The 15,222-nt window shown below is 49.3% G+C and carries 15 protein-coding genes; 7 read left to right on the top strand and 8 right to left on the bottom strand.

Features of this window, described 5'->3' with window-relative positions:
* Positions 1-272: 272 nt before the first annotated feature.
* Complete coding sequence (folD, locus tag ABJO30_11190) at positions 273-1,166, top strand: bifunctional methylenetetrahydrofolate dehydrogenase/methenyltetrahydrofolate cyclohydrolase FolD (protein MEP3233382.1); 894 nt, start codon at positions 273-275, stop codon at positions 1,164-1,166.
* Between the two features lie 3 nt (positions 1,167-1,169).
* On the opposite strand, the gene ABJO30_11185 is transcribed toward folD, so the two are convergent.
* The 4 genes from ABJO30_11185 to ABJO30_11170 form a co-directional block, all read right to left on the bottom strand.
* A complete protein-coding gene (locus ABJO30_11185) occupies positions 1,170-1,673 on the bottom strand; it encodes a PaaI family thioesterase (GenBank protein ID MEP3233381.1) in 504 nt (167 codons plus the stop codon).
* Positions 1,674-1,685: 12 nt separating this feature from the next.
* Entirely contained in the window at positions 1,686-2,372 is a 687-nt protein-coding gene (locus ABJO30_11180; GenBank protein MEP3233380.1) for a zinc metallopeptidase, read from the bottom strand.
* A 73-nt stretch (positions 2,373-2,445) separates the two neighbouring features.
* Positions 2,446-2,925 (bottom strand): hypothetical protein, encoded by a 480-nt coding sequence (locus ABJO30_11175; protein MEP3233379.1) that lies wholly within the window; start codon positions 2,923-2,925, stop codon positions 2,446-2,448.
* Between the two features lie 111 nt (positions 2,926-3,036).
* A complete protein-coding gene (locus ABJO30_11170; GenBank protein ID MEP3233378.1) occupies positions 3,037-3,519 on the bottom strand; it encodes a hypothetical protein in 483 nt (160 codons plus the stop codon).
* A 262-nt stretch (positions 3,520-3,781) separates the two neighbouring features.
* Between ABJO30_11170 and ABJO30_11165 the strand changes: the two genes are divergently transcribed.
* A complete protein-coding gene (locus ABJO30_11165) occupies positions 3,782-6,298 on the top strand; it encodes an FAD-dependent oxidoreductase (GenBank protein ID MEP3233377.1) in 2,517 nt (838 codons plus the stop codon).
* Between the two features lie 20 nt (positions 6,299-6,318).
* Here the strand turns inward: ABJO30_11165 and ABJO30_11160 are convergent, their stop codons facing one another.
* Both ABJO30_11160 and ABJO30_11155 read right to left on the bottom strand, forming a co-directional pair.
* On the bottom strand, positions 6,319-7,545 hold the full coding sequence (locus ABJO30_11160; GenBank protein ID MEP3233376.1) for a pyrophosphate--fructose-6-phosphate 1-phosphotransferase: 1,227 nt from the start codon (positions 7,543-7,545) through the stop codon (positions 6,319-6,321).
* A gap of 278 nt (positions 7,546-7,823) precedes the next feature.
* The gene (locus ABJO30_11155) at positions 7,824-8,201 is read right to left on the bottom strand and encodes a VOC family protein (GenBank protein ID MEP3233375.1); all 378 of its coding nucleotides are present in this window, start codon (positions 8,199-8,201) and stop codon (positions 7,824-7,826) included.
* Positions 8,202-8,378: 177 nt separating this feature from the next.
* On the opposite strand from ABJO30_11155, the gene ABJO30_11150 reads away from it, so the two are divergent.
* Entirely contained in the window at positions 8,379-8,849 is a 471-nt protein-coding gene (locus tag ABJO30_11150) for a nuclear transport factor 2 family protein (GenBank protein MEP3233374.1), read from the top strand.
* Positions 8,850-8,852: 3 nt separating this feature from the next.
* Here the strand turns inward: ABJO30_11150 and ABJO30_11145 are convergent, their stop codons facing one another.
* On the bottom strand, positions 8,853-9,758 hold the full coding sequence (locus ABJO30_11145; protein MEP3233373.1) for an EamA family transporter: 906 nt from the start codon (positions 9,756-9,758) through the stop codon (positions 8,853-8,855).
* A 109-nt stretch (positions 9,759-9,867) separates the two neighbouring features.
* Here ABJO30_11145 and ABJO30_11140 point away from each other — a divergent pair, with 109 nt between their 5' ends.
* Positions 9,868-10,710 carry an MOSC N-terminal beta barrel domain-containing protein gene (locus tag ABJO30_11140; GenBank protein MEP3233372.1) on the top strand — a complete coding sequence of 281 codons (843 nt, stop codon included), beginning with the start codon at positions 9,868-9,870 and terminating at the stop codon, positions 10,708-10,710.
* 11 nt (positions 10,711-10,721) lie between these two features.
* Here the strand turns inward: ABJO30_11140 and ABJO30_11135 are convergent, their stop codons facing one another.
* Positions 10,722-11,732 carry a GlxA family transcriptional regulator gene (locus tag ABJO30_11135; GenBank protein ID MEP3233371.1) on the bottom strand — a complete coding sequence of 337 codons (1,011 nt, stop codon included), beginning with the start codon at positions 11,730-11,732 and terminating at the stop codon, positions 10,722-10,724.
* A gap of 223 nt (positions 11,733-11,955) precedes the next feature.
* On the opposite strand from ABJO30_11135, the gene ABJO30_11130 reads away from it, so the two are divergent.
* The 3 genes from ABJO30_11130 to ABJO30_11120 form a co-directional block, all read left to right on the top strand.
* Positions 11,956-13,209 carry a sarcosine oxidase subunit beta family protein gene (locus ABJO30_11130; protein MEP3233370.1) on the top strand — a complete coding sequence of 418 codons (1,254 nt, stop codon included), beginning with the start codon at positions 11,956-11,958 and terminating at the stop codon, positions 13,207-13,209.
* Positions 13,210-13,223: 14 nt separating this feature from the next.
* Positions 13,224-13,595 carry a sarcosine oxidase subunit delta gene (locus ABJO30_11125; protein MEP3233369.1) on the top strand — a complete coding sequence of 124 codons (372 nt, stop codon included), beginning with the start codon at positions 13,224-13,226 and terminating at the stop codon, positions 13,593-13,595.
* Positions 13,592-15,222: 2Fe-2S iron-sulfur cluster-binding protein (locus tag ABJO30_11120; protein MEP3233368.1), on the top strand; the 1,631-nt coding region annotated here is incomplete at its 3' end. The genes ABJO30_11125 and ABJO30_11120, both read left to right, overlap by 4 nt.

Here is a 15,222-nt window from a genome sequence, read left to right as displayed (position 1 = left end):
CACAATAAAATGTGAGTATTCGCATATTTTTACGTAACGGATTGAGACAGGTGAATTTATGTTGAGCAATCGCTTTTGAAGTGAAAACGTGGCTAAACGTGTCGTGTGAATGTAGCTTGATATTTTTTGATTGCCTTCGCGTTGAAATAAGCCGCTTTCCATGCGGCTTATTTTGTGCGCATTGGTCGCATATGGGCTTGTGTTCGAACATTGGCCATGACACCTTCCCATAAATTTCGACGAGATTGTCGGGAAAATTGGGGGATTATTTCATGATCATAGATGGCAAAGCGGTTGGCGCGGACGTTGTTGAAAAGGTTAAGGCTGGCACGCAAGACTTAGTTGCTAAAACGGGTGTTACGCCAGGTATTGCCGTTGTGATTGTTGGTGAAGACCCTGCCAGTCAGGTGTATGTGCGCAATAAAGGCCTTCGCGCCGAAGAATGCGGCTTTAAATCCATCACCCACAAACTACCAGAAACCACATCGGAAGAAGATCTATTGGCTCTGGTCAATCAGCTCAATGATGATGACAGTATCCACGGTATTTTGGTGCAGCTTCCCGTTCCAGACCATATCGATGATGGCAAAGTTATTCAGACAATTGCCCAGCATAAAGATGTTGATGGGTTTCATTTCATCAATGTGGGTATGCTCGGGACTGGCGAAACAGACAAGGCGCTTGTTCCTTGTACACCTGCTGGCTCAATGGTGTTGCTGCGTCAGGCACGTGGTGATGATTTATCAGGCCTTCATGCTGTCGTGGTGGGGCGCTCTAATATCGTTGGCAAGCCGATGGCAAATCTTTTGCTGCAAGCCAATGCAACGGTGACAATCGCTCATAGCCGCACCAAAGACTTACCTGCCGTATGCCGTGAAGCTGATATTTTGGTTGCAGCCGTTGGTCGCCCTGAGATGATCAAGGGGGATTGGGTGAAACCAGGAGCAACTGTGATTGATGTGGGTATCAACCGTATCGATGCACCAGAGCGCGGCGAGGGTAAAACCCGCCTTGTCGGTGATGTTGCTTATGATGAGGCCTCGTCAGTCGCCGGTGCTATCACGCCTGTTCCAGGTGGTGTTGGCCCTATGACAATTGCCATGTTGATGGCCAACACATTGAAAGCTGCCTGTGTCGCAACAGGCACTGATACGCCTTCTATCTAAGTTTTAAGCCTTTGCAGGTGCTGGCATAATCATGCAAGTGGATGATCCACTGGCAACCAGTTTGCCATTTGCGTCATAGAGTTTTGCTTCAGAGGCGGCAGCCCGCCTGCCTCTGGAGATGCAAACTCCTTCGCAGGTAAGATCACCCGTTTCAGGCAGGATCGCACGGTGGTAGATAATTTTGATCTCCATCGTCGTATAAGCCTCACCCGCTGCAAGGGTTGAATGAACCACACACCCAAGCGCTGTATCCAGCACGGTTGCCGCATATCCGCCATGGATGGTGCCGATGGGGTTGAAAAATCGCGGTTCTGGGCGGGCAATGATGTTGATTTTACCCTTTTCAACAGCGGTGAAATCCATCGGCATCGACCCCATAATTGGGGGCGGTGGAAATGTGCCTGCGATGACACCTTCAAAAAAATCAACGCCGTCCATTGCGAAGACATCTTCAATTGGCATCGTTCCTGTTTGTGCACCTTTTAGGGTTTTGGGTAATTCAGTCATCTTTTGCCTCGTTTAACGTCCAAATCTCATAATGCGAAGTATATTAAGCAGGCTCATCAACGCTGCTGCAACATAGGTCATGGCCGCAGCCTTCAAAACCGAGCGTGCGGCTGGTAAATCTTCTGTATGAAGGTAGCCACCTTGTTCAAGAATGGGCAGCGCTTTTTTAAAGCTTGCATCAAATTCCACGGGTAGGGTGATCAGTTGCACCACCACGCGCATGGCCATCAAACCGAGGCCGAAAACACTCATCAGTAAAAACAGCGCGGGCGAACGGGCAACGAGCGCTAGCAACGGGGCGACAGAAAAGAAGATCATCGCGAAGCGGTCTGTCCAGATCAGAATTTTCGCCAATGATTGGCGCATCGCAAGCAGTCGTTCGCCGCCTGCGTGTTGAATAGCGTGGCCGACTTCATGGGCTGCAATTGCCACGGCACTAATGGAATAGCCATTATAATTATCAGCGCTCAAACGGACCGTTCTGCTTTCAGGGTCATAATGGTCACCCTGATCGGTAACTTCCACACCAACGCCGTTCAGCTGATAGTGCTCAACCAAATGCTGCGCCAGCTCGCCACCTGTTCCTGAAAGATCAGGGCGTGGCTCAGCGTGCTTCTTGATAACGTGCTTGACCCAGTATTGGGGGCCAAAGATAAGGGCAATAATCAACACAATGCCCGCGAAAATCAGTATTCCCATAAAGCGTTAGCCTGTTGGTTGGTTCTAACCCCAATATAAGGTTTTAGAGAAATAAACCAACCAGCCGTTTTACCTAAACGATTTTGCAATTCATCTCACGAAGTCGGATGAACAGGCTCGCCGTGAACCAACTTGCAAGCACACCGGGAAACCAACCAAGCAGCGCTAGTTGCATATCTAAGCCTGTTCCCAAGGCGGCATTCAATAGAAGGACTGTCGAGAAAATAACAACGCCGAATGAAAGGCCATCAATGCTCCAGTGTCGTGCAGGAGAGAGGTAAGCCATGATTGGCCGCCATATAAAGAGATAGGCTGGTGCCAACACGGTCAATGAAATCAAGAGATAGATGAATTCAGCGTGCAATCGATTTTCGATGCTAAACACATCTTGGAATAAGACCGCGACAGAAAGTTCAGTGCCGAACACCAAGGGCGTTAAATGACGCGCCCAAATGTCCCAAGTGGATAGGGCAAGCATACCTGCCATGCCGAGGGTTCGGGTAATATGAAAGTGGTCTACAGGGTGACCTTCGTCAAATTCAAAATAAGCCATATTGTTCACCAAAGTTGTCGTTTTAGATCACATAAGCAGTAATTTTTGATGTTAAAGGCTTTAAAGGCTTCACATTAGTGAACAATAAGTTCAGCGAAACGTTAGTAATTATCAAATTTCAATCTGGTTGAGTTCGCGCAGCCGGATCATTCCACTAAGGGAAAAGCTTGCAACTACAATACTGATAGCAAGAGGTGACAGGGTCTGGATGCTTACTGAGGGACTGATCACAAAAAGTTTGATCATCATGGTCACAAAGCCTGACAAAACCATCCCGAACCCAACTGAATGTATAAGCCAATTGCGGGTTTCGAGTATTTGGGAGGCGATTGAGCGCCAAACAAACACATATATGCTGGGGAGGATCGCCGCCAATGCGAGAAAAACCATGACTTCAGCCGCGATCAAATCGTATTGGCGCAGGCCTGAAAATGCAGCAGAGATTGGGTCATAAACAGGAAAGCCAAACCAAGGTGCGATGGCGCGAGCACATGCGAAAAGAACAGTGTTTGCCACAAATCCACTCATCAAAAGTGAATTGACCACATAAGTTTTATCGACCGGTTGCCCTTGGTCGAGTGTAAAAAACGCCATGCCCCGTTCTCCAATAATGGAGGTTCATTTGTGCCATTTCTGACTTCCAGCTTTATTTGATTATGGCAAAACAGTTCGAAGGAATGATTGACCGAAAGGCGAATGTTCAAATTTGTTGCGCTTGGGCTTAACAAAGAGAAAACCAATTGGTTCAAATGCAGACTTACCTACGGCTTAAATGCGTCGCATTTGAGCGTGTGGACAGAATATGCTTTTTGTAGGGTTCAAAAAAACCAAACAATATGAATATGGATGTTAAACGATGGTGACAGAAGTTCGAGCGGTAGTCGTGGGTGGTGGCGTGGTTGGCGTTGGCACACTGTATCACCTTGCAAAAAAGGGTTGGTCGGACAGCGTTTTGATTGAACGCAAAGAATTGACTTCTGGCTCCACGTGGCACGCAGCTGGCCTTTTGCCGTTGTTTAATATGAGTTATTCAGTTGGCCAAATTCACAAATACTCAGTGAAGTTTTATGGCGAGCTTGAAGCCGAGACGGGCATGAACCCTGGTTTTTCTGTCGTGTCGAATATCCGCCTTGCAAGCACCAATGACCGCATGGACGAATATCAATATTATGCTGGCATTGCTGAAACCATCGACGTTGATGTGAATTTTCTGACGCCTGAGCAGGTGAAAGAGGTGTGGCCGCTGGCTGATACGACAGGTTTAATTGGCGCGATCCAGCACCCTGAAGATGGCTACATTCAGCCCGCAGACCTGACCCAAGCAATGGCAAAAGGTGCTCGCGATATGGGCGCGACCATCAAACGTAATTGTGCGGTGACATCCATTGAGCAGCAAGACGATGAACGCTGGCTCGTGCGCACTGATAGCGGCGATTACCTTGCAGAGCATGTTGTTTCTTGTACCGGTAACTTCGTGCGTAATACAGGCGACATGGTGGGATTGAACATTCCAGTGATTCCTGTCGAACACCAATATATCGTGACCGAAGCTCACGATGATATTAAGGCACGCAAAGCGGAAGGCTTGCCTGAAATGGGTGTATTGCGTGACAGTGACGGTGCTTGGTATCTGCGTGAAGAGGCAGGCGGCATGATCCTTGGCATCTATGAAAAAGGTGCGCCGGTTTGTTATGTTGATAATCCAAGTGATGAAAGCGAATATGAGCTTTTCCAAGAAGACTTAGAGCGCCTTGAGCCGCATATTGAATCAACAATTGCCCGCGTGCCAGCCTTTGGCGAAGTGGGTATCAAGAAAGTTTACAACGGCGCGATTTGTTATACGCCTGATGGTTCGCCAGCGATTGGTCCCGCTTGGGATTTGAAAAACTTCTGGCTCAATGAAGGCCATTCCTTCGGCATAACGGCTGCTGGTGGTGCTGGTTGGCAATTGGCTGAGTGGATTGTTGAAGGCGAACCGACCATCGACATGATGGGCGTTGACCCACGTCGCTTTGGCCCTGACCTGCCAGAAGGTTATTTGCGCGAGAAAAACGAAGAAGCTTATCGCAATGTCTTCACCGTGCACTACCCAGATGAAGAGCGTGCTGCTGGCCGTCCGTTGAAAACCACGCCATGTTACGGTCGCATGAAAGAACTGGGTGCCGTCTTTGGTGTTGCAAACCAGTGGGAACGTCCAAACTGGTTCATGCCGTCAAAAGACTATGCGTTGACTGCCGAGGAGTTGAACCAAGACGATACGCTGACCAATGAAAACCATGCGCCTGCGTTAGAAGATGGTCGCATTGTTGAAAAATGGTCGTTCCGTCGTTCGAACTATTTCGAGCATGTTGGCAATGAAGTGAAGAACGTCACCAACAATGTTGGTCTGCTTGATATGTCCGCCTTCGCCAAGATTTTAGTAACAGGCAAGGGCGCCCGCGCATGGCTTGAAAGCATTCTCGCAAACTCATTGCCAAAGAAACAGGGCCGCGTTGCTCTTTGCCATCTGCTCACAACACGCGGCGGTGTGCGCTCTGAGTTTACGGTTTATGAGCGTACCCCTGGCGAGTTTTATCTGGTTTCTGCTGGCGCATTTGAGCTGCATGACCACGACACTTTGCGTAAGCTTTTGCCAAAAGATGGCTCGGTGCAATTGCAATCAATCACCGAACAAAACGGCGTGTTGGTTCTTGCCGGACCGCGTGCTCGTGATGTGTTGGCAAAAGTCACGCATGCTGATGTCTCGCACAAAGCCTTCCCATGGCTATCAGGCCAACGCATCAATGTTGGTCGCACAGGTTGTCATGCTATCCGTGTGAACTTTGTCGGCGAGTTGGGTTTTGAATTCCACCACCCAATGAACCAGCAAAACTTGCTGTTTGATACATTGATGGAAGCAGGCGAAGAATTTGGCATTAAGCCGTTTGGTATCCGCGCGATGGATTCAATGCGTCTTGAAAAGTCCTATCGCCTTATCCCGCGTGAATTGTCGATCGAATATTCTGCCTATGAAAGCGCCCTTGATCGTTTCATCAAACCTGAAAAAGATTTCATCGGGCGTGATGCGTTGATGGCTTGGGAAGAGCGGGGCCGTTCATGGCGCTTTGTCACCATGGAAGTGCATGGTGTCACAGATGCTGATGCGCGTGGTTCTGAAGCGATTTACAAAGACGGCCAACTGGTAGGCCGCGCAACATCTGGCGGTTATGGCTGGCGCTTGGGTAAATCCCTAGCTCTTGCGATGGTGAAGCCTGAACTTGCAGACATTGGCACAGAGTTGGAAATCAAAATCTTGGGCCAAATGTATAAAGTGACGGTGATCGAAGAAAGCCCGTTTGATCCAACCAATGAGCGGCTACGCGCTGCTGACTAAACCAAACACGGTAAGCGCTCCTAGTGAGCGCTTACTGTTTTGTTTCGTTTTGGCTGATCAATATTTTCGAGCAGATCGTCGAACCATTTTTCATCAATATTGAAGGCTTTGCCGCCTGCAATGCGTGAGAATTCAATGGCGCGTAGTTCGTCACCTTGTTCTTCGTCTTCACCAATAACACCGCTCACACCTGCCATGGCGCACTCTACGGCTTTATAACAACAGACTTTAATCAGCGCTTGGTCTGTCGCGTTAGAAGCAGCTGCACGAGAATAATAGCCAGATTTTTGGGTTAGCACTTTTTCCGCGCCGAGCATTTCAGCAAATTGTTTGCCGAACCAAGCACCGGGATTGACCACATCCAATTTTACATGGCCAAACGCGTCGCGCGGCACTTCTTCGCCAGCGGCTTCCATTTCTTTGACAATCGCCTCTGTGCCAGCCCCTTCAGAGATGAAAATGTTGACGTTGCCCTGTTCGTCCATCACTTTTTTCAAACGCGCGGCTTCTGCAAGAATGTCAATTTCCATTTCAGGAACGAAGACGGCATGCACCGCTTTGCGCTCTTTGCTCAATCCCAGTTGAGGTAAGAAGTTGAGCTTGTTTAAGTCATCTTGATAGGCCTTAGCGGTATAGGCTGTGAGCCAACCACAATGGCGACCCATCACTTCATGAATGATCAACATGCGCGGGTTTGCACTGTGTTCAGCCACCACATTTGCGAAAAACTTTGCACCTTCTTCTGCCGCCGTCCATGCACCAAGACTCTGCTTGATTGGCACAACATCATTGTCGATGGTTTTAGGCAGTCCCACCACATGAAGCGCGTAGTCATTTTGGGCCAGATAGTCAGCAAGGCTCGCAGCTGCCATATTGGTATCATCACCACCGATTGTATGAAGCACTTCCACCCCGTCTTTAACGAGCTGCTTTGCGGCGACTTCAAGCGGGTTCTCACCTTTTTGGACCAATCCGCGCTTTTCACAGTCTGCAATATTCGTCAATTTCACCCGACTGTTGCCAATCGGACTGCCGCCATGTTCAAAAAGAATGTGCGCATTTTTGCGCATGTCAGGGGAAACAGTGACGCTATCGCCCAAGAGTAGGCCCTTATAGCCATCAAAGTAACAGATGATTTCTGTCTCTGGTGATGTCTCGGTGTAACGCTGGATCAAATGCCCGATGGAAGAAGAAAGACAAGGCGCCAAACCGCCAGCCGTTAAAATTGCCACTTTTTGGATCGACATGATTACTCCTCCCGCGCGTTATAAAAATACGTACGCTGATATTTATTTTATAGCACGAATTTATGCTAATACTTTTCCAGATGGTGGTTACACTTTTGATGAGAATTCGTCAAAGTATCTCATGGCCACATTTTTTACGGAAATGATTTGATTCAAAGCAAACGTGAACGCCCACGATGTTAAGATGCGTGACCATGTCAATGATGTGTGGTTTGATGTGCTCTATCATGGGGCTGAGAAGCGGCGGAATTATTAGAGGGTGCGGTGCGTGTTGAGGTTCACCCCAAATCAATCGCCACATGCAGCTTGTTGCCGTCCAGATCCCGCGCATAAGCGCCATAGTAACCGGGGTGATAACTGCGGGGCCCAGGCGCGCCGTCGTCTGTTCCGCCGCACTCTAAAACCATTGCGTGAAAAGCCTTCACGCCTGCTTCACCTTCCGCGTAAAACATTACTTGCGTCCCATTGCCAACATTCGCGGCCTTCTCGTTGTACGGCGTGAGAACAAAAAAAGTCGTCTTTCCATCGCTGGCTGCATATCCAATTTCATTTGGTTTATTGACGGTGCGCTCCATGCCAAGGGTGGCCATGACTTTGTCGTAAAACGTACCAGCGGCAACGAGGTCATTAGTGCCAATACAAACTCCAGATAGCATTGTTATTCCATTCAGTTTTTGGGGTGATGAAAATCTCTAGTTAAAGACTAGATAAAGATGATTGCAAAAGCAAAGAGGGATATTTTCCTCTAACATAAATGTGAAGTATAGGTGAGGACGCTGTCAAGGAATCAGGTGTTATACCTAGTAAATACAGAATTTACTTCAGAGCCTACAATGATAGAAAAACGCCCACCATTTCCTCCGTTTAATGCAGAAACAGCGGCGCAAAAAGCGCGTAAAGCAGAGGATGCTTGGAACACGCAAAACGCAGTGCGGGTTTCGCTTGCTTATACGGAAGATAGTTGGTGGCGTAATCGGTCTACTTTCGTTCAAGGCCGCGATGAGATTGTCGCGTTTTTGGCCGATAAATGGGAAAACGAATTGGAATACCGCCTGATCAAAGAGGTCTGGGCGTTTCATGAAAACCAGATCGCGTGTCGGTTCCAATATGAGTATCACAACAAGGCGGGTAACTGGTTTCGGGCGTATGGCAATGAGCAATGGCGTTTTGACGAAAATGGTTTGATGTCACGGCGTGAGGCGAGCATCAATGATGTGCCGATTGCTGAAAAAGACCGCAAATTCATCTGGCCAAAAGGTCCACGTCCTGAAGATTTTCCAGGCTTAACTGAGCTGGGCTTGTAGGCACTACTCCAACAAGATCAACATAATCGCGCAGACAATCAGCAAGATGCCGACGATCTCCATCCATGTGGCTTTTTCGCGGAAGAAAAACACGCTGGCGATAAAGGTGAACACCAGTTCCACCCGACCAAGCGCGCTGACGTAAGCAGCATTTTGTAGGGAGAAGGCAGTGAACCAGCAGACAGAACCTGCCATGCCGACAACGCCAACGGGTGCAGCATAGCGCCATTCGCGCATCACTTTTTGAAGCTCAATCTTATCGAAAACCAAAAACCATCCGCCCATTAAAAGCGTTTGGAAAATCAAATTGACGGCAAGTGCGAAAGCGGCAGCCATGATAAAGTGCGGTGTTTCAACAGAAAGCGTCGCGCCACGAAAGCAGACGATGGAAATACCCAAAAGCGCGGCTGATAACAGGCCAACCAGTGTGGCTTTTTCCGTGAGGCCTCGGGCCACGCCGCTTAGGGTCAACTTGGTATCTTGAAACGATAAGAACAGCGTGCCGATTGACCCGATGATGATCGCAGTAATAGCGATCGGGCCGATTGTATCGCCTAGCAAAACCGCACCAAAAATCGCGATCAAGATCACATCAAGCTTGGAGAACGTGGTGCCGACGGCGAAGCTGCGGAAAGAAAACATCCAAAGCAAAACGACCGTGAATAGTATCTGCGCAATCCCGCCTGCAAAGCAGTAGAGCAAAAACGTCGTGTTGACTTCTGGCACTTCATAGCCGCCAAACTGGTAAAGCGCCCACACATATAAAACCGCCAACGGCCATGCGTAAAAGAACCGAGCATAAGCTGCGCCTGCTGTTGAAAGCCTGCCTTTGAGAGACTTTTGCAGCGCCGAACGTAGGTTTTGACAAAACGCAGCGGTAAGGGTGATCGGTATCCAGAGGCTAAACATCGCACTTTATCTGTGATTGAAGTTGTAAATCCTTGCTCGTCATAGGCCAGCGTGACAAATTGAACCTATATAAACAAGCGTATCCCACCAATAAAATGGAAGCAGCCTGATGGAAATTACCGGACTTCACAGCTACCCCATCAAAGGGATGCGCGGATTAAACCATACGGAATTGACGATTGAAGAGCGCGGTCCTGCCGGTGATCGTCGTTGGTTGCTGGTGGATAACGAGAACCACTTTATCACGCAGCGTGAAACGTCAGGGCTTGCGAAAGTCACCGTTGCTGAAACTGCCAATGGTTTGGAAATCTCGCCAGAGACTGGTGGCGTCATTCAAGCTGTAATTCCTGATGGGACAACACGGGCGAATGTGAAAATTTGGGGTGATGTGGTTTATGCCGCTGTTTGTGCCGATGCGACCAATGCAGCCTTGAGCGAGGCGTTGCAGCGCGAGGTGAAGCTCGTTTTTATGGATGATGAAGCCCGCCGTAAAACAGGTGCAGAGATTGTCACAACCAACGGTGAGGTGAGTTTCGCGGATGCCCATCCATTATTAGTCACCAATGAGAAGTCGCTTACAGCCTTGAATGATCAAATTTTAGGGGCAGGTGGTGAGACCGTGCCAATGGATCGCTTCCGCAGTAACTTGGTGGTTGATGGTGCCAGTGCATGGGAAGAAGACAGCTGGTCTGTGGTTGAATGCGACGGCGTTATTTTCGATGCTGATATTCCTTGCTCGCGCTGCATCGTTACAACGCAAGACCAACAAAGCGGCGAGGGGGCGAGCGATAATCAACCGATTAGGGCTCTTACCCAAATAAGACGCTCTGGCGATCCTCGTGTAAAAGGCGTTTTATTCGGATTGAACCTTATCCCGCGCGGAAGCGGCACCGTAAAAGTTGGTGCACAGTTTAAGGTGCTGGAAACCCGCGAGAAATGGAAGATCGCTTAATCAGCGCCAACCTAAGTAATCGGCACTTCGCGTTGTTGTCGTTCTTGCTGTGGGGAGCGTGTGTAGAGTTCGCGGTAACATTTGGAAAAATGGGACGCGGAGACAAAGCCGCAGGCAACGCCTACTTCCACAATCGCGATATTGGACTGCAGCAACAAATGCCGCGCACGGTCGAGGCGAAGCTCGAGGTAGTAGCGGGCAGGCGAGCGGCCAAGGTTTTTATGAAACAATCGCTCAATCTGGCGACGGGATAGGCCAACTCTGCCTGCTATATCAACCAGAGACAAAGGTTCTGAGAGGCTTGTTTCCATCATCTCAATAATGGTCAAAAGCTTAGAGTTTTGGACACCAAGGCGAGCGCGAAGTGGCAGGCGTTGGCGGTCACGCGGGTTACGAACACGGTCGGTTAGGCACATTTCGCAAACACGGTTCACCACATTGCTGTCGTGATCTTCATCAATAAGGTGCAACATGAGGTCGAGGGCAGCTGTTCCACCTGCGCAGGTGTAAATATCGCCATCAACCTCAAAAAGGTCCGCATAAACATCAGTTTCTGGGAAACGTTCGGCAAAGCCTGGCAAGTTTTCCCAGTGAATGGCGCATCGCTTATCATCCAGCAATCCTGCTTCAGCCATAATCCATGCGCCTGTGCAAAGGCCAGCAATAGATGTCTTGCGACCATTTGACGCGCGAAGCCATGCATTCAGGGTTTTGTTGGAATAATTCTCAATGCCCATGCCCGCACAAACCAAAATCATGTCGGCACGTTCATCCACATGGATGCGACTGCGTTCTTCTTCGAGTGAGCCATCAACGGAGCATTCGACATGGTTGCTTGCTGCGACAGCCTTGCCGTCACCCGAAATGAGACGCCATGTATAAACATCGCGGCCATAATAGCGATTAGTTAGCCGTAAAGGCTCCAATGCCATGGTGAAGGCTATCATGGAGAAGTTAGGTGCCAGAAAAAACACAAAGTGTTTTCGTTTGGGCATGGCCATAGTTGGCGAAGTGGCTTCCATGCGTTTAAACCCCCACACGGCAGTAGTGTCTCAAAAATTGTTAGCAGAGAGTTTTCAACTTTCAAACAGAATATTTACGTTGAAATGACTTTTGTTTTGAAGGCGACAAAACCGCCGTCCAACGTGTCGCACAATTGATTGATATAATAGCTCTTTTGATTACAAGAATTTATGATAAGAGCTAAACCAATATCGTTTAAAATAGAGATAGGATCGAGAGCACATGCGTAACTACTCCGTAATGAGCCTCTTAAAGCAAGGCCTTAAGGGTCATAAAGATTGGGAACCTGCGTGGGGTCTTTCGACAACACCTAAGGATTCTTATGACGCTGTGATAATTGGCGGCGGCGGCCATGGTTTGGCAACCGCTTATTATATGGCCAAAGAGCACGGCATGACCAATATTGCTGTAATCGAAAAAGGCTGGATTGGCGGCGCCAATGCGGGCCGTAACACCACGATTATTCGTTCTAACTATCTCTACGATGAAAGTGCCGCGATTTACGACCATTCGTTGGACCTTTGGAAAACCCTTGGCCGTGAGCTGAACTATAACATCATGATGAGCCATCGCGGCGTCGTGAATGTTGCCCATGATGAGGGTGAGGCCCGCGCGATTAAGCGCCGTGTTGAGGCTAACCGTTTGAACGGCGTAGAGGCTGAATGGCTTGATGCAAAACAAATCAAAGAATTCTGCCCGCTCGTGAACATCAGTCCTGATGTGCGTTATCCAATTATTGGCGGTTCATTGCAGCGCTCTGGCGGTTCAAATCGTCACGATGCTGTGGTTTGGGCGTTTGCCCGTGCCGCTCACCAGCTTGGCGTTGATATTGTTCAACAATGTGAAGTGACAGGCTTTAAGATTGAAGGCGGTCAGATTACAGGTCTTTCCACGACAAAAGGCGATATCAAAACGCCGAAAGTTGCCTCTGTTGTTGCAGGGCACTCAAGCGTTATGGCGAAGATGGCAGATTTGAAATTGCCGATTGAAAGCCATCCGCTGCAAGCTTTGGTATCAGAGCCTGTAAAACCGATTATGCCATGTGTATTAATGTCCAACCAAGTGCACGTTTATGTGTCGCAGTCGGATAAAGGCGGCATGGTGATTGGTGCTGGTATTGATCCTTATTGCTCATACAGCCAACGCGGTGGTTTCAACATTATTGAGGAGCAGATGGCAGCCGTCATGGAATTGTTCCCGATGATGTCTCGTCTCCGCATGGTGCGCCAATGGGGCGGCATCGTGGATGTTTGCCCTGATGCTAGTCCGTTGATTACGAAAACGCCGGTTAAAGGCTTCTATATCAATGCAGGCTGGGGCACAGGCGGCTGGAAAGCTACGCCGGGGTCGGGTCATGTATTTGCAGACCTTGTCGCAAATGACGAACCGAACGATATAGCTGCACCATTTACGATGGAGCGTTTTGCAACAGGTAAGCTGGTCGCCGAACACGGCGCTGCAGCGGTTGCTCACTAAGAGGGGATGAAACAATGTTTATAATTAAGTGCCCCTATTGCGGCGAACGTGACCAATCAGAGTTTACTCATGGTGGCGAAGCTCATATTGACCGACCAGAATGGCGTGATGACATGACCGACGCTGAATGGTCTGATTTTGTGTTTTTGCGTCACAACGAAAAAGGCGTTATCGCCGAACGCTGGATGCATGCAGCCGGTTGCGGCAAATGGTTTAATGGCCTTCGCAGCACAATTACCGATGAGATCTATGGTTTTTATAAAATAGGTGAGAAGCCACCTAAGGTTGATACCGCTGAGCCTGCAACGCCAGCTGGTGAGCTATTGGGTTCAGGCAATGATGCCGTAAAAGTTGTGGCAGAGCTTTCCGAAGGAGACGCGAAATGAGTACCTATCGTCTCGATAAAGGCGGTCTAATTGACCGCACAAAACCGCTGCGTTTTACCTTTGATGGTAAGCCTGTATTGGGTTTTGAAGGGGATACAATTGCCTCTGCGATGATCGCCAATGGTCAGCATATGGTTGGCCGCTCTTTCAAATATCACCGTCCGCGCGGTATTTTGGGCATAGGCTCAGAAGAGCCAGCAGCACTCGTGCAAATGGGTGACGGCAATGCTGAAACCACGCCAAACGTGCGGGTGACAGAGCAAGAAGTATTTGCGGGCCTTTCCGTGCGTTCCCAAAATGCATGGCCATCCCTAGAATTTGATGTTGGCCGCATGAACGATTACGCGTGGCGGTTTATTCCGGCTGGCTTCTACTACAAAACATTCATGGGCCCTCCGGGTGCCTGGATGATGTTTGAGCCGATTATTCGGAAAGCTGCCGGTCTTGGCAAAAGCCCGACGGAAGCTGACCCAGACAACTACGAGCACGTAAATCGTCACTGCGATGTGCTGGTCATTGGTGGCGGTCCTTCAGGCCTCATGGCAGCAGAAGCGGCAAGCCTTTCTGGTGCACGGGTGATCCTCGTTGATGAAAGCAATCAGCTTGGTGGCCAATTGCTCGGCGAAACGCCTGAAACAACGTTGAATGACCAAGAGCCTGTTGAATGGGTGGTGGCTGCTGAGGCGGCTCTTCGTGCCCGTGAAAATGTCACTATTTTAAACCGCACAACTGCCTTCGGCTATTACGCAGAAAACTTTGTCGGTCTATGGGAAAAATGCACGGACCATTTAGCACCAGCCGATCGTCCAGAACGTGCGCCGCGTGAACGCCTATGGCGGGTGCGTGCAAAACATGTCGTGCTTGCAACTGGTGCGATTGAGCGTTCAATCGCATTTCACGAAAATGATCGTCCAGGCGTTATGCTTGCCAGTGCCGCGCAAACTTATGCGTATCGCTATGGTGCGTTGCCGGGCAAAAACATTCTCGTCTTTGCGAACAATGACGCAGCATGGACAAATGCCTTTGCGCTTAAAGAAGCGGGCGCCAACATTGCGGGCATCGTTGATGCGCGACCAAGCATTGATGCTGGCCTTCTTGCAAAAGCAGCAGAAGCAAGCATTGACCTCTTCCCACGTTCCGGCATTGTTGGAACCAAAGGTCACGCACGGGTGAAGCAAGCCTCCATCCGAACGCTTGATCAAGATGGGCAGCCGACAGGTCCAACCAAGCAGGTTGAATGTGATTTGATCGCAGTTTCTGGCGGTTATAATCCGAATGTTTCCCTGTTCTCGCAATCACGCGGCAAGCTGAAATATGACGAAAATATCGCAGGCTTCCGCCCAGCGCATTCATGGCAAAAAGAAACATCTGCCGGTAGCTGTAACGGGGTCTTTGATCTTGCAAGTTGTTTGACTGAAGGCGTTAAAGCGGGAACACATGCGGCAATCGCTGCTGGCTTCAAAGAAGCGAAAGTTCCAGCTCTTACGTTGAAATCTAATCAAAAGACGGCTGCAGAAACCTATGAGCTTTGGGATGTACCAAGCGGAACAGGTGTGCAGCGTGCTTGGGTTGACCTTCAAAACGACGTAACGGCCAAAGATCTGCGTCTTGCTGTGCAGGAAGGGTA

This window comes from Hyphomicrobiales bacterium (assembly GCA_039973685.1).
Classification (GTDB): domain Bacteria; phylum Pseudomonadota; class Alphaproteobacteria; order Rhizobiales; family JACESI01; genus JACESI01.
The sequence above is the reverse complement of the archived record's forward strand: the minus strand, read 5'-3'. Positions and strand labels throughout refer to the sequence as shown.